Annotated in this window: 22 protein-coding genes, 1 tRNA gene and 1 pseudogene; 11 read left to right on the forward strand and 13 right to left on the reverse strand. The window is 64.4% G+C overall.

Going from position 1 to position 22,721, the window contains the following annotated elements:
* Positions 1-529: 529 nt before the first annotated feature.
* Positions 530-751: a hypothetical protein gene (locus ACXJMY_RS08795; protein WP_456618927.1), complete on the forward strand. Its 222-nt coding sequence runs from the start codon at positions 530-532 to the stop codon at positions 749-751.
* A gap of 276 nt (positions 752-1,027) precedes the next feature.
* Here ACXJMY_RS08795 and ACXJMY_RS08800 read toward each other — a convergent pair whose 3' ends face one another.
* A complete protein-coding gene (locus ACXJMY_RS08800; RefSeq protein ID WP_456618928.1) occupies positions 1,028-1,198 on the reverse strand; it encodes a hypothetical protein in 171 nt (56 codons plus the stop codon).
* Between the two features lie 270 nt (positions 1,199-1,468).
* On the opposite strand from ACXJMY_RS08800, the gene ACXJMY_RS08805 reads away from it, so the two are divergent.
* Positions 1,469-2,140 (forward strand): hypothetical protein, encoded by a 672-nt coding sequence (locus ACXJMY_RS08805; protein WP_456618929.1) that lies wholly within the window; start codon positions 1,469-1,471, stop codon positions 2,138-2,140.
* Between the two features lie 80 nt (positions 2,141-2,220).
* Here ACXJMY_RS08805 and ACXJMY_RS08810 read toward each other — a convergent pair whose 3' ends face one another.
* The 3 genes from ACXJMY_RS08810 to ACXJMY_RS08820 form a co-directional block, all read right to left on the reverse strand.
* A complete protein-coding gene (locus tag ACXJMY_RS08810; protein WP_456618930.1) occupies positions 2,221-2,700 on the reverse strand; it encodes a hypothetical protein in 480 nt (159 codons plus the stop codon).
* Between the two features lie 683 nt (positions 2,701-3,383).
* Positions 3,384-3,635, reverse strand: a complete 252-nt coding sequence (locus ACXJMY_RS08815; protein ID WP_456618931.1) for a hypothetical protein — start codon at positions 3,633-3,635, stop codon at positions 3,384-3,386.
* A 39-nt stretch (positions 3,636-3,674) separates the two neighbouring features.
* Positions 3,675-3,854, reverse strand: a complete 180-nt coding sequence (locus ACXJMY_RS08820) for a hypothetical protein (RefSeq protein ID WP_271612864.1) — start codon at positions 3,852-3,854, stop codon at positions 3,675-3,677.
* 488 nt (positions 3,855-4,342) lie between these two features.
* On the opposite strand from ACXJMY_RS08820, the gene ACXJMY_RS08825 reads away from it, so the two are divergent.
* Positions 4,343-4,564, forward strand: coding sequence for a hypothetical protein (locus tag ACXJMY_RS08825; RefSeq protein WP_456618932.1), 222 nt, complete (start codon positions 4,343-4,345; stop codon positions 4,562-4,564).
* A 7-nt stretch (positions 4,565-4,571) separates the two neighbouring features.
* Here the strand turns inward: ACXJMY_RS08825 and ACXJMY_RS08830 are convergent.
* The 3 genes from ACXJMY_RS08830 to ACXJMY_RS08840 all read right to left on the reverse strand — a co-directional run bounded on the left by ACXJMY_RS08830 (position 4,572) and on the right by ACXJMY_RS08840 (position 8,459).
* Positions 4,572-4,647: transfer RNA gene (locus tag ACXJMY_RS08830), tRNA-Lys, on the reverse strand.
* A gap of 333 nt (positions 4,648-4,980) precedes the next feature.
* A complete protein-coding gene (locus ACXJMY_RS08835) occupies positions 4,981-7,650 on the reverse strand; it encodes a glycosyltransferase (protein ID WP_456618933.1) in 2,670 nt (889 codons plus the stop codon).
* A gap of 215 nt (positions 7,651-7,865) precedes the next feature.
* The gene (locus tag ACXJMY_RS08840; RefSeq protein WP_456618934.1) at positions 7,866-8,459 is read right to left on the reverse strand and encodes a beta-1-3, beta-1-6-glucan biosynthesis protein; all 594 of its coding nucleotides are present in this window, start codon (positions 8,457-8,459) and stop codon (positions 7,866-7,868) included.
* Positions 8,460-8,730: 271 nt separating this feature from the next.
* Between ACXJMY_RS08840 and ACXJMY_RS08845 the strand changes: the two genes are divergently transcribed.
* The gene (locus tag ACXJMY_RS08845) at positions 8,731-10,356 is read left to right on the forward strand and encodes a glycoside hydrolase family 17 protein (protein WP_456618935.1); all 1,626 of its coding nucleotides are present in this window, start codon (positions 8,731-8,733) and stop codon (positions 10,354-10,356) included.
* Here ACXJMY_RS08845 and ACXJMY_RS08850 read toward each other — a convergent pair.
* The 3 genes from ACXJMY_RS08850 to ACXJMY_RS08860 form a co-directional block, all read right to left on the reverse strand.
* A complete protein-coding gene (locus ACXJMY_RS08850) occupies positions 10,316-10,696 on the reverse strand; it encodes a hypothetical protein (RefSeq protein ID WP_456618936.1) in 381 nt (126 codons plus the stop codon). The two genes, ACXJMY_RS08845 and ACXJMY_RS08850, sit on opposite strands and share 41 nt — an antisense overlap.
* 88 nt (positions 10,697-10,784) lie before the next feature.
* On the reverse strand, positions 10,785-11,249 hold the full coding sequence (locus tag ACXJMY_RS08855; RefSeq protein ID WP_456618937.1) for a hypothetical protein: 465 nt from the start codon (positions 11,247-11,249) through the stop codon (positions 10,785-10,787).
* Between the two features lie 55 nt (positions 11,250-11,304).
* On the reverse strand, positions 11,305-12,669 hold the full coding sequence (locus tag ACXJMY_RS08860) for a hypothetical protein (RefSeq protein WP_456618938.1): 1,365 nt from the start codon (positions 12,667-12,669) through the stop codon (positions 11,305-11,307).
* Positions 12,670-12,843: 174 nt separating this feature from the next.
* Between ACXJMY_RS08860 and glmU the strand changes: the two genes are divergently transcribed.
* Together glmU and ACXJMY_RS08870 are read left to right on the forward strand one after the other, a co-directional pair.
* Complete coding sequence (gene glmU / locus ACXJMY_RS08865; RefSeq protein WP_456618939.1) at positions 12,844-14,199, forward strand: bifunctional UDP-N-acetylglucosamine diphosphorylase/glucosamine-1-phosphate N-acetyltransferase GlmU; 1,356 nt, start codon at positions 12,844-12,846, stop codon at positions 14,197-14,199.
* A 45-nt stretch (positions 14,200-14,244) separates the two neighbouring features.
* Entirely contained in the window at positions 14,245-14,430 is a 186-nt protein-coding gene (locus ACXJMY_RS08870) for a hypothetical protein (protein WP_456618940.1), read from the forward strand.
* A 9-nt stretch (positions 14,431-14,439) separates the two neighbouring features.
* Here ACXJMY_RS08870 and ACXJMY_RS08875 read toward each other — a convergent pair whose 3' ends face one another.
* Positions 14,440-14,658, reverse strand: coding sequence for a hypothetical protein (locus ACXJMY_RS08875; protein ID WP_456618941.1), 219 nt, complete (start codon positions 14,656-14,658; stop codon positions 14,440-14,442).
* A gap of 220 nt (positions 14,659-14,878) precedes the next feature.
* Between ACXJMY_RS08875 and glmS the strand changes: the two genes are divergently transcribed.
* From glmS to ACXJMY_RS08890, 3 genes are all read left to right on the forward strand, one after another.
* On the forward strand, positions 14,879-16,705 hold the full coding sequence (gene glmS / locus ACXJMY_RS08880; protein ID WP_456618942.1) for a glutamine--fructose-6-phosphate transaminase (isomerizing): 1,827 nt from the start codon (positions 14,879-14,881) through the stop codon (positions 16,703-16,705).
* Positions 16,706-16,784: 79 nt separating this feature from the next.
* Complete coding sequence (locus tag ACXJMY_RS08885; RefSeq protein ID WP_456618943.1) at positions 16,785-17,555, forward strand: DUF502 domain-containing protein; 771 nt, start codon at positions 16,785-16,787, stop codon at positions 17,553-17,555.
* 87 nt (positions 17,556-17,642) lie between these two features.
* Positions 17,643-18,500, forward strand: coding sequence for a DUF1932 domain-containing protein (locus ACXJMY_RS08890; protein WP_456618944.1), 858 nt, complete (start codon positions 17,643-17,645; stop codon positions 18,498-18,500).
* A 28-nt stretch (positions 18,501-18,528) separates the two neighbouring features.
* Here the strand turns inward: ACXJMY_RS08890 and ACXJMY_RS08895 are convergent, their stop codons facing one another.
* Entirely contained in the window at positions 18,529-19,050 is a 522-nt protein-coding gene (locus ACXJMY_RS08895) for an AAA family ATPase (RefSeq protein WP_456618945.1), read from the reverse strand.
* Between the two features lie 131 nt (positions 19,051-19,181).
* Between ACXJMY_RS08895 and panE the strand changes: the two genes are divergently transcribed.
* The gene (gene panE / locus ACXJMY_RS08900; protein WP_456618946.1) at positions 19,182-20,111 is read left to right on the forward strand and encodes a 2-dehydropantoate 2-reductase; all 930 of its coding nucleotides are present in this window, start codon (positions 19,182-19,184) and stop codon (positions 20,109-20,111) included.
* Here the strand turns inward: panE and recG are convergent.
* Positions 20,108-22,216 carry an ATP-dependent DNA helicase RecG gene (gene recG / locus ACXJMY_RS08905; RefSeq protein WP_456618947.1) on the reverse strand — a complete coding sequence of 703 codons (2,109 nt, stop codon included), beginning with the start codon at positions 22,214-22,216 and terminating at the stop codon, positions 20,108-20,110. The two genes, panE and recG, sit on opposite strands and share 4 nt — an antisense overlap.
* A 343-nt stretch (positions 22,217-22,559) precedes the next feature.
* Here recG and ACXJMY_RS08910 point away from each other — a divergent pair.
* A pseudogene (locus tag ACXJMY_RS08910) lies at positions 22,560-22,679 on the forward strand (succinate dehydrogenase assembly factor 2); the annotation flags it as partial.
* Positions 22,680-22,721: the final 42 nt, after the last annotated feature.

Here is a 22,721-nt window from a genome sequence, read left to right on the forward strand (position 1 = left end):
GGCCTGAACATGCGACAAGAACAGCGCTCGAGCCATCGCGCAGTGGGCTTACCTCCGATTTTCCGAGTGTCCGAATTTCCCGAAATGGCTGCGCGAAGGACCGCCTCGCCTCGATCGCATCTGCCTGGATCTGGCAGGGCAGGCGGTCATGCCGGGGGGAAGCGCCGGGCTCGAGCTCATGGCGGGCAACGACCGGGCCGCGATCCTGGACGAGCGGGTCCGCAATCGTTTTGCCGTCACGGTTGGCGCGCCGGGGTTTCTCGATAGGTTCGCAATTCGCCGTAAGCCATTGATTGTGTTGGCGAGCGCGCCGGGGCCCGAGCCCGGGACCCCGTGATTAGTCTTGGAAATTGGCCTGAAAAATCAATGGCGGCGAGTACAAGCCCAGCACCTCTGACGCGCGATCATGGGCGCGAAAAGGGGGCTTTGCAATTTCGCCCATCTCCTAGCTGTGAACCCGTATCGGATTGCGGCGGGACGGACGGCGCATCAGATGATGCCGGGCAGTTGCTCGATCGGAACCGATACGATGCGCTCCATTCTGGCCGTGGGCCTCATGATCGTCCTCGGCACCGCTGCGAACGCTGCTACGGCGCATCACCGCCGCATACATCAACCGCGCTATCCCGCGGTCGATCGTTCCGGCGCGGACGTGAACCCTCGGGCGCGCTTCGCGGTCCCCGGCTGGAGCGATGAAGCAACCGAGCGCTGGCTGAACAGTGCCTCGTCCAATGTCGGCCGAGGGGGATAGCCGCTCGGATCGGCTGCGGTGTCAGCGAGCGCTGGCGACCGTCCGGACAGGTGTCGTCGGTATGGAAAAATCGGCCGAGCTGTGTGAACCAGCTCACAGGTGACCGGCGAGGCCGCTGCTATCAAGGCCTCATTGCTACACCGATTGATATTTTGAAAACGCCCCAGCGCTCCCGACCAGGCGCTGGGGTTTTCATTTGGATCATCGCAAACGCCCACAGCTCGCGGCGCGCGATCTGACAGGCGGGTGGTTTTACGAATAGGGAGACCGCGGCGGCTAAGCGGCCTGCTCCTCGAACGAGGTGTAGACCTGGCCAGTCGGATCGACGACCTGAACGTCCCAGCACCCGTCCTCGACCAGCTCTCTGGCCTTCTTGAGGGCGGCCGCGAGTGACAGCCGCTTGAGGCTGACGACGCCTGCCGTGTCGAAACCGCTGACTTCAAACATGCCGCTTCCTCCCTGTTTTCCTGAATCTTACACCTTTTGGGGGAGTTGTCTCCCGGCCTTGTCGCGCTTCGAAGCGCGCTGCCATATTGCGAATTCCATCACCCCGTATTCGGCCGGGGTGGCTGGGCATGACGGGCGGCCACGTCGCTAACGTGGAATTAATCCGAAAAGCCTACAATTTGAGGCAGTTGTGTAGGTGGGTGCTGCGTAGAGGAGTCGTCGCGAGGACGTTCCGGCGTCGGCTTCCTTTTGCTCGCTCATTTGAGGTCAATGCACGTGACCACGACATCCGAAATGCCGGGCCTGGTCGAACAATTCGACCCCGCAGCACTTGCGCTCGCAGTTGCCGCACCCGAACCCGGAGCCGCGGAAGCCGAAGTGCCGATCAAGCCGTCCGGCCGGAAATCGGTCCTGGCCCTGTCGGTATGTGCCCTGGCCATCAATGGCGCGGCGGCCATCTATACATTGCCGTCTGATTTTTCGTCGCTGAATGTCGGCAGCCTGGCCGAGCTGCTTCCGCGCCGGGAAACTCCCGCGCCGAAACCGGATCCGGTTGTCGCTGCCTTGAAGGATATCCAGTCGGCCCAGCAGCAACACACGGCTTCGCTGCAGGAGAACAACCACGCATTGCAGCAAAATGCCGCTCTGCTGCAGCAGGATTCAACGGTGCTGCTGTCGCTGCGACAGAGCATCACGGACGAACGGGTCGATGTGAGGAAGATATCGTCGCAGCTCTCCACGCTCATTGCGAAGGTGGACTCGCTGCAAAATACGATGATGTCGGACGTCACGTCCTCCATTCGAAGAGCGCATGCGCGCTATGGATTGTCCGCAGCGATGCGCAAGCGGATGATAGTTCGGCAGCCGAAAGCGATAGGGCCTGTTTCGGTCGGGGGAGCGCCGTTGAGTGTGCCGGCTGCGACGTCGGCGCCGGAGAGCTGAAGGCGGGTCGAGCAAGTCGCTTGGGACTATGTTCGCGCGAACCTGGCCCGCTGGAGCAATTCTGCGCTATCAGCGTCCAACTATTTCGCGGACTCCTTCGCGGTCTTTACGAGCTCCACCAGTTGCCCGATCGGCAGCTGTGGAGACTTGCCGAACTCAAGAGCCGGCGTCAATGCGGTTGCTAGCAGCCCAAAATCCGAAATGGTAACGGAAATATCGCTTAGGCGAAGAAGGTCCGCTCTCGCGTTGTAGAACGCAGCAAGCCGAACGTTGTATCGMTAGAGCGAAACGAGAATGCTGACAAAGAAGCCAACAACGGCGAGCAATCCAAAGCAGGTAATACTAGTCTGCAGCAATTTCAGAAAGAGATCCTCTTTGGGGGACGCTTGAGCCGATTCCTTTGTCTCTTTTTCATTGCCTATCTCTACCTGCAGCTTCTCTAAGCTCGGTTGAGCATAGAGTTCGCTCAATCGTGCGTCGCGTTCGTTGAGGTCTTGGATTTCGCGTAAGACGGCGAGGAACGAATCTGGGGTGAATACTTTGCCTTCGAGAGCGGCCATGAATTCTTTCAGCTCAACGCGAGGGACGCCGACGAAGAAGGAAGCTTCGCCTCTACTCGTGGTGCAGGCTCTCACGCGATATCGGAATGTGAGCATGGGGTCGCGCCTTCCCTAATAAGAAAGCTGCCCAAGCTGCGACGGTTGCTAGACCGAGCGCCACGGCCGTCGGTGCGATGAAGTCCTTTAAGAAGGAAACGGAAGCAAATGAGGAGAGCAGGGCGACTGTCGCCCAAAAGGTGGTCCTAATAGCGCTCCGAGCGAAAGTTCGCTTGCTATCCGTGGGCTTACGGCGCCCTGTTTCAATCTGGGCCTGTGAAATCCCCAGCAGCTAAGCATCAGCCAAGCCCGTGCCGCGGGGCTTCGGTCCCCGCGCTCACGCGGCCGGTGCAGACATCGGGCCTGTTGCTTTAGCCCGGCGGGCTTTTCTTTTGGCTTTTGCGGGCGCGGCAAACTGGGGCCTGCTTTCAGGCCGCTGTTCTTGTGCTCTGGTTGATTGCTTCGGGCAGAGAAACCTAGCGGACCACCGCTGCTCGAACCTTCGTTGGACGTCCAGAGGGACGGCGGACATCGGAAAATCTCCTCGCCCCCGGGGTTCATTGCCTTAACGCGGAGGGTGCTCCAAAGGTCCTCAGCCGTGCGCCCATCGCAACCGGAAGCGTCTGGCGGTTGGCATGCTGGCGGGCCTACTCTTGGGCGCGATAGCCCTGGACGGCGAGCAGCTCTCTGATCCACGCCACCTTCTCTTTGGCGCTGCTCGGTCCCTCTATGGTCTTCCGGATGTCCTCGACCAGGCCCTCTAATCTCAGTCGATGCGCGCGGTCAGTTTCGCGGCGGCGGGCGTCTGCAATCTCATCGAGAGCAACCATGGGGCGAATATTGCCGATTTTTCCCGATGCGTCAAAGCGCCGTTGGCGGGGCGAGGACGCGATCGCCAACCCTGATCGGCTCCTCGAAAGGCCGCCAGCCCGCCTTCATCAGGTACGCTTCGCGCTGTCCGCGATTGCGCGTTCAACTTCTGAGGCGAGAACCATCAGGTGATCGGCCAGCCTCGTGAAAAGCTCGCGCTTCTTCGGGTCGGTCGCCAGGTCGCGGATGAGGGCGCACTCGGCCGCATCAGTGCGGAGCTTTTCCAACTGAGCCTGCATGTCTTTCATCGCAGCTACTCCGTTCCCTGATGGGAACCGTATAGCCAACGTGCCGAAGCGAACAGAGCTGATTGCCGAATTTTCCTAAGCTGGCGGCGCCGGACTCTTCGCAAGGTCCGAGCACCTCCAGCGGCCCCGGCCTCATGCCCCCTAAAAGTCCCCACGGCCGGGGCCGTCCTTAAGTGCGGGAAAAAGTTGCAATCCTCGGAGGTTGTGCGGCTATAATTCTCTATTGTTCATTGATTCATGGAGCCCGCATGATTACGGCCGCCAGATGCAAGGAACTCGCAAATCACTACAAAGCCCTGTCCTCAAATCCCCGCATTTCCGAAAGCCGAGCCTTTCTATTGAGGAACATCGCCAGGAGCCTTACTGGTTTAGCCGGTCAACTGCAAAGACTGGACGCGGTGACGAGAGACGAAGAGACTGTGAAGTAGCAGCCGCCGGTCACCTCGCGGCCTTGACGCACAGCTCACATCCAGAGTCTGATCGGTCGCATGGGGCGACATCAGCACGACATCGACGAGCTCGCGCGCATGGAGCGCATCTGCCTGGAGTTGGCCGCCGGCGCGATCACACCGGAGGAGAGGGCAGGGCTAGAGGTCGTGGCCGGTAACTATCGCGCCGAGATCTCCGACCGCGAGCGGGACAATCGGTTTGCCCACACGCTGCCCACACAAGGCTTTTTTGGTCGGTTCGTAATTTTCGTAAGTTGTTGAATTTGTATGGTGAGCGCGCTGGGGCTCGAACCCAGGACCCCGTGATTAAAAGTCACGTGCTCTACCGGCTGAGCTACGCGCTCCCATGGCCGCTGATGGCTTTACGATCGATCGCCATCGTCTTCGGTCATTTCGAAAAGCATGTCTTGCCGCCACGTTTGACTTAAGCGTCGCGGGGAAAGCCGGTGAGGCTGTTTCCGGATCATGCTTTCGGCCCGCGCTGTGTAGGGGGATGGGGCGCTGAGGTCAATAGCGCGGATGGTTGCCGAGGATCGCGGCAGAGGCGGGGATTCGTCCGGCGTTTCCGTCGCTTAAGCCGGGATTTTCAACCCGATTGGCGGCCTGTCATCCACGTCGAAGAGTGGTGTGACCCGGCAGCGCGGAGGTCGTGCCCCGCGCCGCCGGCCATGGGCCCGTCAATTCGCCTCGCGCCGCACCTCGCTCGGCACGGCTTGCGGCGTGCCGACCGGTGTCGGCAGCGCGACCGGGCGCAGGCCGATCAGCTCGGCGGTGCGAATCGCGCTGTCGCGCCAGAACTGGAACGAGTTGATGCGGCTGAGCTCGAGGATCGCGATCGCGACCGCGGCCAGGAACGGCAGGCTTTGCAGCACCAGGACGCCTGCGAAGATGTAGATCTCAGTGATCTGCCGGTAGCTGTTGGAGGCGATCAGGACGCCGGCGCCGATCAGGAGCAGGGCGCCGATCACGGCCTCCCAGAACGCCTGGAACTCGATCGACATCCGCGACAGGCCGCCCTTGGAGGTGCGCGCGAACGCGATGTGCTCGGTGATGAGGCCCTGCGCGACCGCGCGCGACACCGTCCATTGCACGCTCATCGCCGCGATCATGGCCCCCAGCATCTGGCCGGGTTTGATCGCGACGCGCGCCCGGTACATCGACAGGAAGTGCACGAGCGAGACGATGAAGGCGCCGATGATCGGCAGCGTCAGGATCTTGTCGGGGATGGCGATGTCGGCAAAGGCGACGATCGGCACCCAGACGAGGTTGAGCAGCGCCACGACCACGCCGAGGCTTTCGGCCCCAAGCCAGTTCAGCCAGCCCAAACCGTATTCGCGCTTCTGGTCGGGCGTCAGCCGGCTCCGGCCGGGCAGAAAGTGCTGCCAGTGCTTCTTCACGATCTGAAGGCCGCCATAGGCCCAGCGATGCCGTTGCTTCTTGAACGCCTCGTAGGTGTCAGGGAGCAGGCCCTGGCCGTAGCGGTGGTTGGTGTAGTGGGTGGTCCAGCCGAGCTCCTGGATCGCGAGGCCGAGGTCGCTGTCCTCGCAGATCGTGTCGCTCGACCAGCCGCCGGCCATGTCCATCGCGGCGCGGCGGATCAGGCACATGGTGCCGTGCACGATGATGGCATTGGTCTCGTTGCGCTGGACCATGCCGATGTCGAAGAAGCCGGCATATTCGCCGTTCATGATGTAGTGCATGATCGACAGGTCGCCGTCGCGATGCTCCTGCGGCGCCTGCACCAGGCCGACGCGCGGATCGGCGAAGGCCGGCACGAGATCCCTGAGCCAGTCGGGATCGACGACGTAGTCGGCATCGAGAATGCCGATGATCTCGGCATCCGCCGCGGTGCGGTCCATCGCAATCCGGAGCGCGCCGGCCTTGAAACCCTGCACCTTCTCGGCGTTGATGAACTTGAAGCGTTCACCGAGCGCGCGGCAGTGATCCTGGATCGGCTGCCAGAAGGCGGGATCGGGCGTGTTGTTGATGATGACGACGCATTCGTAGTTCGGGTAGTTCAGCCGCGACAGCGCATCGAGCGTCTGCTTGAGCATCTCGACCGGCTCGAAATAGGCCGGGATGTGGATCGAGACTTTCGGGAAATAGGCCTCGGGCACGTTGTCGACCGGCTTGCCCTTGGTCAAAAGCCGCTGCGGCGGCCGGCCGAAGGCCACGGCCGCGATCTCGTCGATCCGCGCCATCGCGATCAGCACGAGCGGAACAAGCAGGATCATGCCGAGCGTCAGCGCGAAGGCCGAGCCGAAGATGAAATAGTGCCCGTTCCAGAACGCGAACACGGTCGCGGCCCAGGCGCCGACACCGTTGGCGGTGGCCGACAGCAGGAAGGCTTGCCGCGCGGTCGGCTGTTCCAGCCGCAGGATCGGCAGCGACAACAGCACGCCGACCAGCAGCGCGATCGTCATCAGCTTCCAGTAATCGGGATTTTCCACCGGGCCGGTCCAGGCGAATTTCGGCTCGCGGCTGGCGTTGAGGATGCCCCAGTACGGACCGACGCCGCCCTCGAAGTACTTCCAGGGCTGATCGATGGCTTCGACGATGTTGTATTCCATACCGATGGCTTCGGCGCGGCTGACGAAGTTGCGCAGCGTCAGCGCCTGCTGGAACGGACCGGGGTCGGCGTTGCGCAAATTATAGCCCGCGCTCGGCCAGCCGAACTCGGCGATCACGATGCGCTTGCCGGGGAACAGATTGCGCAGCAGGTTGTAGCGGTCGACGGCCTGGTCGACCGCCTGGTCCGAGCGGAAATTTTCCCAATAGGGCAGCACGTGGGCGGCGATGAAATCGACGTTGGAGCCGAGGTCGGGATTGTCGCGCCAGATGTTCCAGATCTCGCCGGTGGTCACGGGAACGCGGACCGCGCCCTTGACCTTCTTGATCATCTCGATGAGGTCTTCGACCTTCTGCTCGCCGCGGTAGATCACCTCGTTGCCGACCACGACGCCGTTGACGTTGCTGTTCTTGCGCGCGAGCTCGATCGCGGCCTTGATCTCGCGCTCGTTGCGATCCTTGTCCTTGTCGATCCAGGCGCCGAYGGTGACCTTGAGGCCGAACTCGGCGGCGATCGGCGGCACCAGTTCCACGCCGCCGGTCGACGAATAGAGCCGGATCGCGCGCGTCATCGTCGACAGCGTCTTCAGGTCGGCGCGGATTTTCTCGACGGTCGGGATGTTGTCGATATCAGGATGGGCCGCGCCCTCGAACGGCGCGTAGGAGACGCTGGGCAACAGGCCCCTGAAGTCCGGCGCAGGTTCCCTGTCGCGCAAGACTCCCCAGATGCCGGCGTGAAGCACGGACACGAGCAACAGAACGGCGGCGACAACGCGCATCGCGGCTAAACCAAACGGGGCTGAGGTGGCAGGGAAGCGGATCCGACCCCGAGATCCGACCGAGTCCGCGGCAAATGGAGCATACCTCTGCCGCGCGGTTTCACAACTGTCATAGCCTCATGACCTTATGAGGGCATGGCATTTTGGTGAGCGCGCGGCAGTGCCAACCGCATCTATCGCCGATCGTTCCTGAACGAACGCTGAAACGATCGCGGCTATTTCGGGGGCGCCGGCGACGGGCTTGCCGCGGGCGAGGGGCTTGCGGCCGGCTGCGGCGGCGGCGAATTCCCGGTGGTCGGTGCCGCCGGCTGCGAGGCCGCGGCGGCCGCCTGCTGCGGCTGGGATGCCGGGTTGATCCAGCAGGCGTGCACGCGGCTGTCCAGGGTCTCCGCAACCTTGGGATCGATCTGGCCGCCGAAGCGGGTCAGGCAGCGGAAGGCAGCCTGGATGTGGCCGCCAGGGCAACCGAAGCGGTCGTAGAGGTCGAGATGGCGGAACGCGGTATCGAGGTCATCCCGCCACATCAGCCGCACCACGCGCCGGCCGAGCCAGACGCATTCGGGGTTGCCGGCCGGACCGTTGATGACCTGGGCGGCTTCTGCGAACTCGTCGGTGCGGCGCTGGTTCTGGGCGGTATCCTTGGCGGCGTCGGCGGGCTGGGCGGCGGCCTTGCCCTGGTCAGGGGCGGGCGCGCCGCTCTGGGCGGAGGCGCCACCGAGGCCGACCAGCAGGACAAGGGAGGAGACGGCCAAGGTGGCGGCGAACTGCCGCAGGACCGCATTTCGTAACTCAAGCACCCGTTGCCGCATGAATTCCCCAATATCTCCGCTGACCGCCCGCGCCAGGACCTCGCAGACGCGCTAGCTGATGGCGTCCAAATGGGTCTCCAATGCGGCGGAAAAGTCCCGCAAAATCCCATGACCTGTATTTCGAATTTTGTCCAGCAAAGTCACGATGCTAAGTCCCGGTCGAACGGCCGCAGGCGATTTTACGGGAGAGCGGGACGGATCGGCCCTAATGCCGCCGGCCCCCCTTGGCAGATGGCGTGCGAGCAGGTAATCGACGGGCCCTTCGTGGAGGATGGAACCAATTTCTCTTCGTACGCCACTGGCGCTTCTGCTCGTTTCGCTGGGTGCGATTGCTGCCGTGTGGTGGTGGCTGGCCACGCCGATCACGCTCGCGCGCGCCCCGATCGATCCCGCCGACAAGGTGCAATGCGTGTCCTACGCGCCGTTCCGCGGCGAGCAATCGCCGCTGAACGCGTGGACCCATATCGAGGCCGATCAGATCGAGCAGGACCTGCGCCAGCTCAAGGAGATCACCGACTGCGTCYGCACCTATTCGATGGAGAACGGGCTCGACCAGGTGCCGGCGATCGCCGCCAAGGTCGGTGGGCTGAAGGTGCTCCAGGGCATCTGGCTCTCCAGCAACCGTACCAAGAATCTTGAGCAGGCGGCGCTCGCCGTCCGCCTCAGCAAGGATTTCCCGGGAATCATCACCGCCGTCATCGTCGGCAATGAGGTGCTGCTGCGCGGTGAGATGACGACCGCCGACCTCGTGTCGATCATCCGCTCGGTGAAGGCCCAGGTCAGCGTGCCCGTCACCTATGCCGACGTCTGGGAGTTCTGGCTCAGGAACCGCGAGGTCTACGAGGCCGTCGACTTCGTCACGATCCACATCCTGCCCTATTGGGAAGACAATCCGGTGCGCGCGAAATTCGCGGCCGCCCATGTCGAATCGATCCGCGAGCGGATGGCGGTGGCGTTCCCCGGCAAGGAAATCCTGATCGGCGAAACCGGCTGGCCAAGCGAAGGGCGCATGCGCGAGGGCGCGCTGCCGTCGCGCACCAACCAGGCGCGGGTGGTCTCGGAAATCCTGAGCCTTGCGAAAGCGCAGAAATTCCGAGTCAACCTGATCGAGTCCTACGACCAGCCTTGGAAGCGCAAGCTCGAGGGCACCGTGGGCGGCTATTGGGGCCTCTATGACTCGGTGCGCCGGAACCTGAAATATCCGCCGGGTGAGCCGATCAGCAATTTCCCGTTCTGGAAATGGTACATGGGCGCCGGCATGGGCCTGAGCGTGCTGGTGTTCGCGGTCGCGCTCATCACGCTGCGGCGGCGGCCCTGGACGCCGCGCTTCTCGGCCTGGCTCGGCGTCTGCATCTCGGCGACATCGGCAGGCATCCTGCTCGGGATCGGCGCCGACAAGATGTACTATGAGAGCTATGGCCTGGGCGGCTGGCTGCACTGGGGCGCGCTGCTTCTGGCAGGCATCCTGTCGCCGATCTTCTGCGCGCAGGCGCTGGTCATCGGCCGCAGCCTGCCGACCTTCCTCGACCTGCTCGGCCCGAGCGCAGGGCGGAAATGGTCAAAGCTCACCGCCGTGCTCGGCCTGACGCTGGCGGTGACCGCGGTGATCGCGGCACAGACCGCGCTCGGCTTCGTGTTCGATCCGCGCTACCACGACTTCCCCTACGCCTCGCTGACGATGGCGGTGGTGCCGTTCGCGATCCTGATGCTGAACCGGCCGCAGATCGGCCAGCGTCCGATCGCGGAGGCGGTGTTCGCGGGCGTGCTGACGCTGGCGGCGGCCTATGTCCTCGTCAGCGAAGGCCGCGAGAACTGGCAGTCGCTGTGGACCTGCGCGATCTATTTGCTGTTCGCGCTCACGCTGTGGCGGGCGCGGGCCGAGCAAATCCAAGGATGAGCAGGCCGATCGCCAGCCCCGACAGCACGACGTTGTAGAGCACGATGCCGAGGCCGGCGGCGATGATGCCGACGGTCAACAGCACGATCGAGGGCCGCATCAGGTTCAGCGTCGCAGCCACCAGCGCGACGATGCCGAACACCGAATTCTTGAACAGCACCGTCGAGACCGCGCGCGCCTTGCAGATCAGCGTCTGAAGGCCGGCATCGCAGGCGAGCCCGACCTGCGAGTTCTCGATTCCGAGATAGCGCAGATAGAGCGCATAGCCGACGGACACGAAGCCGACGACGATCAGGAACTGCACCTGGTAGGGCGTGAGGCGGAAGGGCTTTTTTGTCATGCGCGCAATATGGTCGGGATGACGGGAGGGGGCAACAGGGGAGGCGGACCTTTCTTCGCGAATTTGCGAACGAAACTTACGGTGGCCGCTAACGTTGGTTGATCCTGTCGCGCTGAATATCAACCTCGAGCGACGGATCGCGTGCCCATTTGAAGTAATCCATGTTGATAACCCGGGTGCCCTTAACGAAGCGGGGATCGTGGCGATACCAGTATTCGATCACTCGCCGCGGCTCGCTGTTCATGCTTGCGCCAGCACGGCATGCATTAAGGTCGTCTGGATCGCCATCGTGGCGGGGCGGATCACCATAATGTAGCGTCTTGCTACGGATGGCCTGGGCGATCGTCCCCTCTCGGAAATTGACCGCCGATAGCGCGACGTGGAATTTGCGCTTGCACGACTGACAGGTAATCTCAACAAGCGCGATTTCGCCGATGTGAATATTTGCTGAGCGTGCAGGCTCGAAGGCGCAATAGCGGGGTACAGCATGCTCGTCGAACCAGATCGGAGGCGTGCTGATGCGGGAGATGATGTCGTCGTAGCTTGTGTGCATGGCTAGTCCTGATCGAAGCTGTCAGGTCTCTACCACAAGTTCGGGTTCCCGGTCGCTACCGCCTGAAGAACGACGACAACGTCGATCCCGCCGACGCTGTCTCCGGCTTTGCCGGTGCTGGCTGCGCCGCAGGCGCCGGCGCAGGCTCCTCGCGCTTCGACGAGCGTTTCGATGAATAGCTGCGGCGGCGCTTGTCCGGCTTGGCGGTGGGGGCAGGCGCAGGTGCGGTCTCGGCTTGCGGCACCGCGTCCGGGTTCTTCTCGCCGTTCTTTTCCTGAATCCGGTCCTGAGACTTTTCTTGGCCCTTCTCCGAACCACCGCGCATCGACAGCCGCTGGCCGTCGAACACGGTGGTCTCGCAGTGGCGGTCGTTCTCCGCCAGCCCAGCGCAGAGCTTTGCGGCGGCGGCCGCGTTGACGAGGGGACCGGCACCGAGACGCAGCTGCATGCCGAGGCCGGTGGTGCCCTCCTTGATCATGATGATCGGCCGCAGCGCCGCGATCTCCGGATTCGACTTGGTCACGCCGCGCCAGAGCGCGCGCAGGCCATCGAGCGAGTTGGCGCCGCCGAGATCGATGGCGAAGCGCGTCTGCTGAACGGCGATTGAAGGAGCCTCGCTCTCGGCCGCTTCCGGGGTCTTGGTTGCCTCCGGCGGCTTGGCCGGTGCCGCAGCGACCTCGGTCGGGGCGGGCGCCGGTTCGGGCTTCTTCTCGGTTGCTTCGGGCTGCATCAGTTTCGATGCGGCCGGATCAGGCGGCGCCATGATCGACTTGGACGGCACCAGCGGAAGCATCGGCAGCGCCGATGTCGTCGCCGGCGACTGCGCGACCAGCGAGGCGGCGGCCGCGGACTGCGGGCTCGCCTGGTCCTTCGCGGCGTCCTTCGGCGAATCCTTGGCGGCGTCTGCGCGCGGCTTGTCGTTGGCCGGCGCCGAGGCGACCGGCGCAATGCTGGGTGCGGCGGGCGCGGTCTGCGCCGCGGCCACCGGCATGTCCTGCGGCTTCGATGCGGACGCCTGCGGCGGCGCGGCGTTCTGCTTGGCGATGGCGCCGGTGACGGAATCGAGCCCTTGCTCCAGCACGGTGACGCGCGAATAGAGCCGGTCGCGATCGGTGTTCAGCGTCTCGATCGCGGCGGCGAGCCGTCGGGCTTCGTTCTGGCTTTCCTTGGTCAGCAGCTGGAGCCTGTCGGCCTGCCGCGACAGATCGACGGACGCGGCCTGGTCGCGCCGCCAGCCGAGCTGGGCCTGGTTGGCCATCACCGCGACCACGACGGCGCCGACGGCCGCCACGCCCCACGAGCCCAGCCGCCACATCATGCGGCGGTCGAACGTGCTCTCTTCGGCCAAAAGCGCTGAGAACAGCCCGCCGGTCTCCTTGGTGCCGAAGGCATCCGCCAGTGGATCGGAATCCTTTGCCATGAACGTAAAGTTGCCCAGCCCTGTCCGGCTTCCCCGAATCAATCAGGGAACATTAACAGGAAAAGCGTGCCGCACTTGAATTCCGGGCGTTTGCGGGGGTAGCAAGGCAGGCAGCATGAGGGCGGCCTGCCGCCTGCCGCGCCAGTTGATTCGGCCGTATCTGACAGGATTGCGATGACCGCCCGCTCAAGCCTCACGATCGTGCTCGCCGCCGGCGAAGGCACGCGCATGCGCTCACAGCTGCCGAAAGTGCTGCATCCCGTAGCTCACCAGACGCTGCTCGCCCATGTGCTAGCCGCAGCACCCAAGGGAACCGGCACGTCACTCGCCGTCGTGATCGGCCCGGACCATCAGGCGGTGGCGGAGGAGGCCAGGCGGATCCGCCCCGATGCGCTCACCTTCGTGCAGGCCGAGCGGCTCGGCACTGCGCATGCGGTGCTGGCGGCGCGCGAGGCGATCGCGGCCGGCGTCGACGATCTCCTGATCGCGTTCGGCGACACGCCGCTGATCTCGGCCGAGACCTTTGCGCGGCTGCGCGCGCCGCTCGCCAACGGCGCCGCGATCGCCGCGCTCGGCTTCCGCGCCGCCGATCCCACCGGCTACGGCCGCTTCATCGTCGAGGGCGACCGGCTGGTCGCGATCCGCGAGCAGGCCGATGCCAGCACTGAGGAGCGCAAGATCGATCTGTGCAATGCCGGCGTGATGGCGATCGACGGGCGCCGCGCGCTCGCGATCCTCGAGCGGATCGGCAATGCCAATTCCAAGGGCGAATATTATCTGACGGATGCGGTCGGTATCGTCCGCGAACAGGGATGGGAGTCCGTGGTGATCGAGACCAGCGAGGACGAGGTGCGCGGCATCAACACCAAGGCGCAGCTAGCGGAAGCGGAAGCCGTGATGCAGGCGCGGCTGCGCAAGGCCGCGATGGAGGCCGGCGTCACGCTGATCGCGCCCGAGACCGTATATCTCGCCGCCGATACCGTGTTCGGCAAGGACGTGACCATCGAGCCGTTCGTGGTGATCGGCCCCGGCGTGTCGATCGCCGACGGCACCGTGATCCACTCGTTCTCGCACATCGTCGAGACCAAGCTCGGCAAGAACGTCTCGATCGGCCCCTATGCGCGGCTCAGGCCCGGCACCTCGCTCGGCGACGGCGCGCGCATCGGCAATTTCGTGGAGACCAAGGCGGCGACGCTGGAGGCCGGCGTCAAGGTCAACCATCTCTCCTACATCGGCGACGCCACCGTCGGCGCCAATTCCAACATCGGCGCCGGCACCATCACCTGCAACTACGATGGCTTCAAGAAGCACAAGACCATCATCGGGAAGGGCGCTTTCGTCGGCACCAATTCCTCGCTGGTGGCTCCGGTGAAGATCGGCAATGGCGCCTATATCGGTTCGGGCTCGGTGATCACGCGCGACGTGCCCGACGATGCGATGGCGCTGGAGCGCAATCAGCAGACCATCCGCGAAGGCGGCGCTACGCGCTATCGCGAGCTGAAGACCGGCGGCAAGAAGCCGGAGAAATGAGCAGCCGCGTGCCGGCCCCTGATCGGTGCTGTTAGGGCTGCGCTCGTGGACGACGACTTCATCGACGATATGATCGCATTCCTCGTCAAGCGCGTCATCACGCCGCCGGGACAATGGGTGCTGGAACAGTTCGGCGAGCGCCGCCCAAACGAGATCGCGTCGCTGTTCACCGGACTGGCGTTCTGGGCGTTCGTCGTTTTCCTGGTGTTTGCCCTGGTGCTGGGGTGGTAGGGCCTTCCGCTATTGGTCGTCGGAGAATTCCGAGAAGATCGCGCGGGTCAGGCGCCAGCCGCGCGGCTTGGCACGCTTGGCCGGTTCGCCGGCGGCGTGCTTGACGAAGACGGGCTTGTTTTCCCTGCCGCGCTGGGGTGGCGGCCAGTGGGCGAGGTGCGTGCCCGAGGTCTCGCTGGCGCTCATATACCTCGATGACAGACCTTTGCGGTCGGACGAGCCTTTCATGGCCTTGATCTCCTTGATGGGAATCGTTGGCCAAATTTATTGACAGCGAGTTAATGTGCGGGGTTAAAGGCCGGCCAAATCGACGCACGTTAGGGCTACCACCATTTGGTGCTGTCGCAATCCGCAATAATTGTTGAGTATCCGGTTCGTTGCGAACTTCGATAGAAACCGAGCGCGTCGTTTAGGCGATTTTTCGACGATTTGGGGGATATTGATCCGCATGTGCGGGATTGTCGGCATTCTCGGGCGCGAGCCGGTTGCAGAGCAATTGGTGGATTCGCTCAAACGTCTCGAATATCGCGGTTATGACTCCGCGGGCGTCGCCACGCTCGAAGGCAAGCATCTCGAGCGCCGCCGCGCCGAGGGCAAGCTGAAGAATCTGGAGAAGCGGCTGGAAGCCGAGCCGCTGAAGGGCACCACCGGCATCGGTCACACCCGCTGGGCCACCCACGGCAAACCGACCGTGCACAACGCCCACCCGCATGCGACCGAGCGCGTCGCCGTCGTCCACAACGGCATCATCGAGAATTTCCGCGAGCTGCGCGAGGAGCTCGAGAAGAAGGGCACGGTGTTCCACACCGAGACCGACACCGAGATCGTGCTGCATCTCGTCGACGATCTGCTGACGCGCGGCAACAAGCCCGTCGAAGCGGTGAAGCTGACGCTGGCGCGGCTGCGCGGCGCCTTCGCGCTCGGCTTCATCTTCGCCGGCGAGGACGATCTGATGATCGGCGCCCGCAACGGCCCGCCGCTCGCGATCGGCTATGGCAACGGCGAGATGTATCTCGGCTCCGACGCCATCGCGCTCGGCCCGTTCACCGACACGATCAGCTATCTCGAGGATGGCGACTGGGTCGTCCTGACTCACACCAGCGCTGATATCTTCGACAAGGGCGGCCACACCGTCCAGCGCGACAAGATCAAGCACGCCGCCTCGACCTCGCTGGTCGACAAGGCCAACTACCGCCACTTCATGGCGAAGGAGATCCACGAGCAGCCGGAAGTGGTCGGCCACACCCTGGCGCGCTATGTCGACATGGCGACCGAGCGCGTCTCGCTGCCGGTCAAGCTGCCGTTTGACTTCAAGACCATCCAGCGCATCAACATCACCGCCTGCGGCACCGCGAGCTATGCCGGCTTCGTCGCAAAATACTGGTTCGAGCGCTTTGCGCGCGTGCCGGTCGAGGTCGATGTCGCCTCCGAATTCCGCTATCGCGAGGCGCCCTTGCGCAAGGGCGATCTGGCGATCTTCATCTCGCAATCGGGCGAGACCGCCGACACCCTGGCGGCGCTGCGCTACGCCAAGGATCAGGGCGTGCATACGGTGGCCGTCGTCAACGTGCCGACCTCGACGATCGCGCGCGAGAGCGAGACCGTGCTGCCAACGCTCGCCGGGCCCGAGATCGGCGTTGCCTCGACCAAGGCCTTCACCTGCCAGCTCATGGTGCTGGCAAATCTTGCAATCGCGGCCGGCAGGGGGCGCGGCGAATTGTCCGAGGCGGACGAGACCAAGCTGGTCCACGGCCTCGTCGAGATTCCGCGCCTGATGGCGGCCGCGCTCACCACCGAGCTCCAGATCGAGAAGCTCGCGCGCGAGATCGCGAAGTCGCGCGACGTGCTCTATCTCGGCCGCGGCACCAGCTTTCCGCTCGCGCTCGAGGGCGCGCTGAAGCTGAAGGAAATCTCCTACATCCACGCCGAAGGCTATGCCGCCGGCGAGCTCAAGCACGGCCCGATCGCGCTGATCGACGAGACCATGCCGGTCGTCGTCATCGCGCCTTACGACCGGGTGTTCGAAAAGACCGTCTCGAACATGCAGGAGGTCGCCGCCCGCGGCGGCAACATCATCCTGATGACCGATGCCAAGGGCGCGGCGGAGGCGACCGTCGAATCACTCGTCACCATCGTCATGCCCGACATGGCGGCGGCGTTCACGCCGATGGTTTATGCCGTCCCCGTGCAGCTGCTTGCCTATCATACGGCTGTTATCATGGGCACCGACGTCGACCAGCCGCGCAACCTCGCGAAATCAGTGACCGTGGAATAGGCAGAAGGATCAGGCCGCGCTCTTCCAAAACCTGCTAGAAGACCCTAGCTTGGACCGAAGCGACCGACCTGGAACCCGAATGACCCCCCGCGACGACGCGCCTGCGCCGCTTGATCCCATCCCGGAACCTCATACCGGCCTGATGGGCCGCTTTCGCAATTATTTTCTCACCGGCCTCGTGGTGACGGGGCCGATTGCGATCACCCTGTATCTGGTATGGTGGTTCGTCACCTGGGTCGATGGCGTAGTGCGCCCCTTCGTGCCGTTGGCCTACCGGCCCGAAACCTATTTGCCGTATGTCGTTCCCGGTTGGGGACTGATTGTCGCATTCTTCACGCTGACGCTGGTCGGATTCCTCGCGGCCAACCTGATCGGCCGGACGCTGGTCGATATCGGCGAGACCTTTCTCGGCCGGATCCCGGCCGTGCGCGCCATCTATCGCGGCTTGAAGCAGGTGTTCGAGACGCTGTTCTCGGGCAAGGGCTCGAGCTTCCGGAAGGTCGGCCTGGTCGAGTTTCCCTCGCCGGGCATGTGGTCGATCGTGCTGATCTCGCAGTCGCCGAACGAAGAGGTCGCGCGCAGCCTGCCGGGGCAGGAGGAGCACGTCTCGGTGTTCCTGCCGTGCTCGCCGAACCCGACCACCGGCTTCTTCTTCTACGTGCCCAAGAGCAAGATCGTCGAGGTCGACATGAGCACCGAGGACGCCGCAACGCTGATCATGTCGGCCGGCGTGGTGCAGCCGGGCGCGGCGCCCGACCCGAAGAAGGCCGCGGCGCTCGCCGGCATGGCGAACGCCGCCCGCATCGCCAATGCGGCGGCGCTCAAGCCCCAGCCTGCGAAGGTGGAGTAGGGCCATTCCCGTTTCGGATGGCCGCATTCACCCAAGCACTTTCGTCCTCTGCTAATCTCCCGGTTGAACTTCGACCTGGAGTGCACGATGTCCAAAACCATTGCGATCCTCGCACCCGGCGCCATGGGCAGCGCCGTGGCCCGCCGCCTCAGCGAAAACGGCGCGCGCGTCTTGACGTCGTTGAAGGGGCGCAGCGAGGCGACGCTGAAACGCGCGGCGGATGCCGGCATGGTCGGCGCCGAGGACGACGCGATTGCGGACGCCGACATCATCCTCTCGATTGTGCCGCCGGGCGAAGCCGTGGCTTTGGCCGAACGCCTGGCCGCGCTGATCGTCCGGCGCGCGAAGAAGCCGCTCGTGGTCGATTGCAACGCGGTCAACGTCGATACCGTACAACGGATCGAGGAGATCATCGGCTCGGCACAGGCGCCGTTCGTGGATGGCGGCATCATCGGCTTCCCGCCGCAGCCCGGCGGCAAGAGCCCGGCCTTCTACATGTCCGGCGAGTACGCCAGGGATGCCGCGGTTCTGAAGGATTTCGGTCTCGACGTGCGCATCGTCGAAGGCCCGGTCGGCGCAGCCTCGGCGCTCAAGATGTCCTATGCCGGCATCGTCAAGGGCCTTGCCGGCATCGGCTCGGCCATGGTGATCGCGGCAACCAAGGCCGGCGCGGCCGATGCGCTGCGCGACGAGCTCGCATTGAGCCAGCCCGCGATTCTGGCGCGGCTCGAAGTGGCGCTGCCGGACATGCTTCCAAAAGCCTATCGCTGGGTCGCGGAGATGCGCGAGATTTCCGGCTTTCTTGGCGCCGACCATCCAGCCGCCCAGATCTACGAGGGTTTTGCGCGGTGGTTCGAGCACCTTGCCGAGGACGCGAACGGCGAGGCGGTGGATGCCGGGCTGATGAAGGCATTTGCGGCGAGCATCGCGCAGAAGAAGGCCTAGTCGTCCGGTCTGACGTCACGGCAATGGATCACTTGCCATGCACCAGAACTGAATCCAGGAAACATTGGATGTCCCGGTCGCTTGCGAGCCGCACGACCGGGACGTCCGCGCCATACTGACCACGCTCGGCCTCGATGACAGGCACGCGTTCCGTGTCGTAGCGCCACGCCTCCCGCATCAATTTCCAGTCGAACTGTTCCGGGCACGCCTCGGGCAGGTCGGGCCGCGTCTTGTCGCGATCGAAAGCCGAACGCCAGAGAATGCGCCATTGGCAGAGCCAGCGCGGGCGGTCGATCACGACCAGCGTATCAGCGCGCGCGAGCGTGAGATCGAAGGCAAGCCCCGAGAAGCTGCCATCAACGACCCATTCATCGCCCGCGATCGCTTCAGTGACGCGTGTCCGAAAGCTCGGCTTGTCGGACGGCTTCCAGCCCGGCCGCCAGTAGAGCACGTCGAGATGCACCACCGGCAGCGCGAGCTTTTGCCCGAGCTTCAGGGCGAGGCTCGTCTTTCCGCTTCCCTGGCAGCCAACGACGATGATCCGGCGCATCGCCGCAAGGTTGCATGAAGTCGACCGCGGCGAAAGGGTAGGTCTTCTGAAACGGCTCTGTCCACGTCGTCATTGCGAGGCTCATCTGTTATTGTCTGTGCGGAAGCAGTTCTTCTGCAACGGGAGTTCGAATGAGAGTGCTGGTGATCGGCGCGGGAGCGCTCGGAGGCTATTACGGAGCTTGCCTGGTCCGAGCCGGCGGCGACGTGACCTTTCTGGTGCGGTCCGGGCGGGCCGAGCATTTGCGGCGGAATGGATTGCAGGTCGTGAGCCCGCATGGTGACTTTGCCGTGCAGCCGAAGATCATCCTGGCAAATGATCTCAAGGAGCCGTTCGACGTCGTGCTCGTCGGGGTGAAATCCTATTCGCTCGACGATGCGATGGCCCAGTTTGCCCCGGCAGTTGGCGCCAACACGATGATTTTGCCGATACTCAACGGGTTGAAACATATCGACGCTCTGACCGCGCGGTTCGGCGCGACGCGCGTTCTCGGCGGGTTGGCGAACGTCAGTGCCGGCCTCGATGCGGATGGTCGTGTCGTTCAGTTCATGGCCAATCAGACGATCGTCTTCGGCGAGATCAAGGGTTCGTTGAGCGAGCGTGCGCTCGCGTTGGAGGCGCTGCTCCAGGTCTCGGGTATTGATGTGCGCGCCAGCGAAGCGATCATGCAGGACATGTGGGAGAAGTTCGTCCAGCTCAGCACGCTGGCCGGCATCACCTGCCTGATGCGCGCGAGTATCGGAGACATTTTGGCCGTGCCGAACGGCGAACAGTCCATTTTTCGGTTATTCGCGGAATGCTGCACCGTTGCGACGGCTTCGGGGTTCGAGCCGCGCGCTCCGTTCATCGAGTTTGACCGAAAGCTTTTCACGACCCTGGACTCGCCGCTCAAGGCCTCGATGCTGCGGGACATCGAACGCGGTTCGATCACCGAGGCAGAACATATCCTCGGCGATATGGCCAATCGGGCCCGTACGCTGGGCATCGACACGCCCTTGCTGGATCTCGCCCGCGCGCATGTGGCGGCCTATGAAGTCGGACGCCAAAGAGCCGCGAGCTAACCCGCTCCGATCAGCGGGATCGCCTCATCGCGCTCATAGAGATAGAGCAGGCACCGCAGCGCCTCGCCGCGCTCGCCCTTGAGCTTCGGATCGTCCTTCATGATGCGCAGCGCCTCGTCGCGGGCCTGCGTGATCAGCTGGCCGTGCACTTCGGAGCGCGCGATACGGTAGCCGGGCAGGCCGCTCTGGCGCACGCCCAGCACGTCGCCTTCGCCGCGCAGCTTCAGGTCCTCCTCGGCGATGCGAAAGCCGTCGGTGGTCTCGCGGATCACCTTCAGCCGCGCCTTCGACATCTCGCCGAGCGGCTCCGAGTAGAGCAGCAGGCAGGTCGAGGCTTCCGAGCCGCGCCCGATGCGCCCGCGGAGCTGGTGCAGTTGCGCAAGTCCAAACCGCTCGGCGTTCTCGATCACCATGATGGTGGCGGCCGGCACGTCGACGCCGACCTCGACCACGGTGGTCGCGACCAGCAGCCCGATCTCGTGCGCGGCGAACTGCGCCATCACCCGGTCCTTTTCAGTGCCCTTCATCTGGCCGTGGACGAGGCCGACGCGATCGCCGAACCGCTTCTGCAAGTTTTCGAAACGTTTCGTCGCATTGGTGAGGTGCTCGGTGCCTTCGGCCTCGGATTCCTCGACCAGCGGGCAGATCCAGTAGACCAGCTTGCCCGCCTGCAGCGCGCGGCCGACGCTCTCCGTGACCTCGTCGAGGCGGCTCATCGAAATGGTGCGGGTTTCGATCGGCTGGCGGCCGGCCGGCTTTTCGCGCAGCTCGGACACATCCATGTCGCCGAAATAGGTCAGCACCAGCGTGCGCGGGATCGGGGTTGCGCTCAGCACCAGCACGTCGACGGCCTCGCCCTTCGAGGTCAGCGCCAGCCGCTCGCGCACGCCGAAGCGGTGCTGCTCGTCGACGATGGCGAGCGCGAGATCGTTGAAGGTCACGTCGTCCTGGATCAGCGCGTGGGTGCCGACGAGCAGGTCGATCTCGCCCTCGGCGAGCCGTGCGAGGAGCTCGCGCCGCTCCTTGCCCTTTTCGCGGCCGGTGAGGATCTCGACCCGTATCCCGGCGGGCTCGGCAAGCGGCGCRATGGTCTTGATGTGCTGGCGCGCCAGAATTTCGGTCGGGGCCATCAGCGCGGCCTGCTTGCCGACTTCGGCCACCGCTGCGGCGGCCAGCAGTGCCACCACGGTCTTGCCGGAGCCGACATCGCCCTGGAGCAGCCGCAGCATGCGCACCGGCTGTTGCAGATCGTCGGCGATGGCTGCCGCGGCGCTGCGCTGGGACGGCGTCAGCGCATAGGGCAGGGCGTCGATGATCCTGCTGCGCAGGTGCCCGTCACCGGCATTGCGCACGCCGGCCGGGCGGCGCAACTGGGCGCGGATCAGGGCGAGCGCGAGCTGGCCGGCGAGCAGTTCGTCAAAGGCGAGGCGCGACCAGTAGGGTTTTTCGGGCAGGATGTCCGTGAGCTCGACCGGCTGATGCACGCGGGTGAGCGCCTCGGCGATCGGCGGGAAATTGCAGCGGCGCAGCACCTCGGGGCTGATCCATTCCGGCAAGGCCGGCAGCTTTTGCAGCGCCTGCGCGACCGCGCGGCGGAGCGAGCCGAGCGCCAGCCCTTCCGTCAAGGGATAGACGGGATCGATGCCAGAGAGCTTGGCGATGGCCTCCTCGTCGAGCACGCGGTCGGGATGCACGATCTGCGGGATGCCGTCATACATCTGGAGCGTGCCGGAGACGAACCGCTTCTCGCCCATCGGCAGCAGCTTCTCGACATAGCCGGGCTTGGCGCGAAAGAAGGTCAGCACGACGTCGCCGGTGTCGTCGCTGGCATAGACCAGATAGGGCGCGCGCGCGTTGCGCGGCGGCGGCGGGCGGTGGCGGTCGACGGTGACCTCCAGCGTGACCATGGTTCCCTGGACGGCATCGCGGATCTTCGGCCGTGCGCGGCGGTCGATGACCTGGCTCGGCAGATGCAGCAGCAGGTCGACCAGCCGCGGCGTCTCATCGCGGCTGAGCAGATAGCGCAGCAGCTTGTCCTGCCTCGGACCGACGCCGGCAAGGCTGGTCACGGCAGCAAACAGCGGATTGAGCAGGCTGGGGCGCATTCTTGCAACATTCGTCATGCGCGGGCTTGCCGTCTTCGCCAAGGCTTCGCCGGCCCGAGGTCGAAAGCCCGGCGAAGCCTTTGGCGGAGCAGGGACCCGCGCATCCATCTTTCAATGACGATGGATTGCCGGGTCAAGCCCGGCAATGACGGTCTCAAACAATTGCCCCAACAAAGGGCTGACACGGGCGGTTCGAGTGGCTATATCACGCCGGCCCGGCACGTCCGGGCTTTTGGCGTTTGACTGGATTTGAGACATGACGGGAACGACACGATCGAGCAGCGGCCTGGACGACCGCCGCAAGCGGCTTCTGTTCCGCTGCTGGCACCGCGGCACGCGCGAGATGGACCTGATTCTCGGCCGCTTCGCCGATGCCGAGATCGGCAACCTGTCCGATGCCGAGCTGGCCGAGCTCGAGCGCCTGCTCGAGGTCAACGATCCCGACCTCTACGCCGCCATCACCGGCGACAAGGTGCTGGCGGCCGACGTCACCGGCGCGCTGTTT

This window comes from Bradyrhizobium sp. P5_C12, from assembly GCF_054049735.1.

Excerpts from the sequence above, each read along its gene's own strand:
- ACXJMY_RS08875 (WP_456618941.1), bottom strand. The coding sequence starts at position 14,658 with ATGAAAGGCTCGTCCGACCGCAAAGGTCTGTCATCGAGGTATATGAGC.
- ACXJMY_RS08825 (WP_456618932.1), top strand. The coding sequence starts at position 4,343 with ATGGGGCGACATCAGCACGACATCGACGAGCTCGCGCGCATGGAGCGC.
- glmU (WP_456618939.1), top strand. The coding sequence starts at position 12,844 with ATGACCGCCCGCTCAAGCCTCACGATCGTGCTCGCCGCCGGCGAAGGC.
- panE (WP_456618946.1), top strand. The coding sequence starts at position 19,182 with ATGAGAGTGCTGGTGATCGGCGCGGGAGCGCTCGGAGGCTATTACGGA.
- ACXJMY_RS08840 (WP_456618934.1), bottom strand. The coding sequence starts at position 8,459 with ATGCGGCAACGGGTGCTTGAGTTACGAAATGCGGTCCTGCGGCAGTTC.
- ACXJMY_RS08855 (WP_456618937.1), bottom strand. The coding sequence starts at position 11,249 with ATGCACACAAGCTACGACGACATCATCTCCCGCATCAGCACGCCTCCG.
- ACXJMY_RS08860 (WP_456618938.1), bottom strand. The coding sequence starts at position 12,669 with ATGGCAAAGGATTCCGATCCACTGGCGGATGCCTTCGGCACCAAGGAG.
- ACXJMY_RS08850 (WP_456618936.1), bottom strand. The coding sequence starts at position 10,696 with ATGACAAAAAAGCCCTTCCGCCTCACGCCCTACCAGGTGCAGTTCCTG.
- ACXJMY_RS08895 (WP_456618945.1), bottom strand. The coding sequence starts at position 19,050 with ATGCGCCGGATCATCGTCGTTGGCTGCCAGGGAAGCGGAAAGACGAGC.
- ACXJMY_RS08805 (WP_456618929.1), top strand. The coding sequence starts at position 1,469 with ATGCACGTGACCACGACATCCGAAATGCCGGGCCTGGTCGAACAATTC.
- ACXJMY_RS08890 (WP_456618944.1), top strand. The coding sequence starts at position 17,643 with ATGTCCAAAACCATTGCGATCCTCGCACCCGGCGCCATGGGCAGCGCC.
- ACXJMY_RS08795 (WP_456618927.1), top strand. The coding sequence starts at position 530 with ATGCGCTCCATTCTGGCCGTGGGCCTCATGATCGTCCTCGGCACCGCT.
- glmS (WP_456618942.1), top strand. The coding sequence starts at position 14,879 with ATGTGCGGGATTGTCGGCATTCTCGGGCGCGAGCCGGTTGCAGAGCAA.
- ACXJMY_RS08885 (WP_456618943.1), top strand. The coding sequence starts at position 16,785 with ATGACCCCCCGCGACGACGCGCCTGCGCCGCTTGATCCCATCCCGGAA.
- ACXJMY_RS08800 (WP_456618928.1), bottom strand. The coding sequence starts at position 1,198 with ATGTTTGAAGTCAGCGGTTTCGACACGGCAGGCGTCGTCAGCCTCAAG.
- ACXJMY_RS08820 (WP_271612864.1), bottom strand. The coding sequence starts at position 3,854 with ATGAAAGACATGCAGGCTCAGTTGGAAAAGCTCCGCACTGATGCGGCC.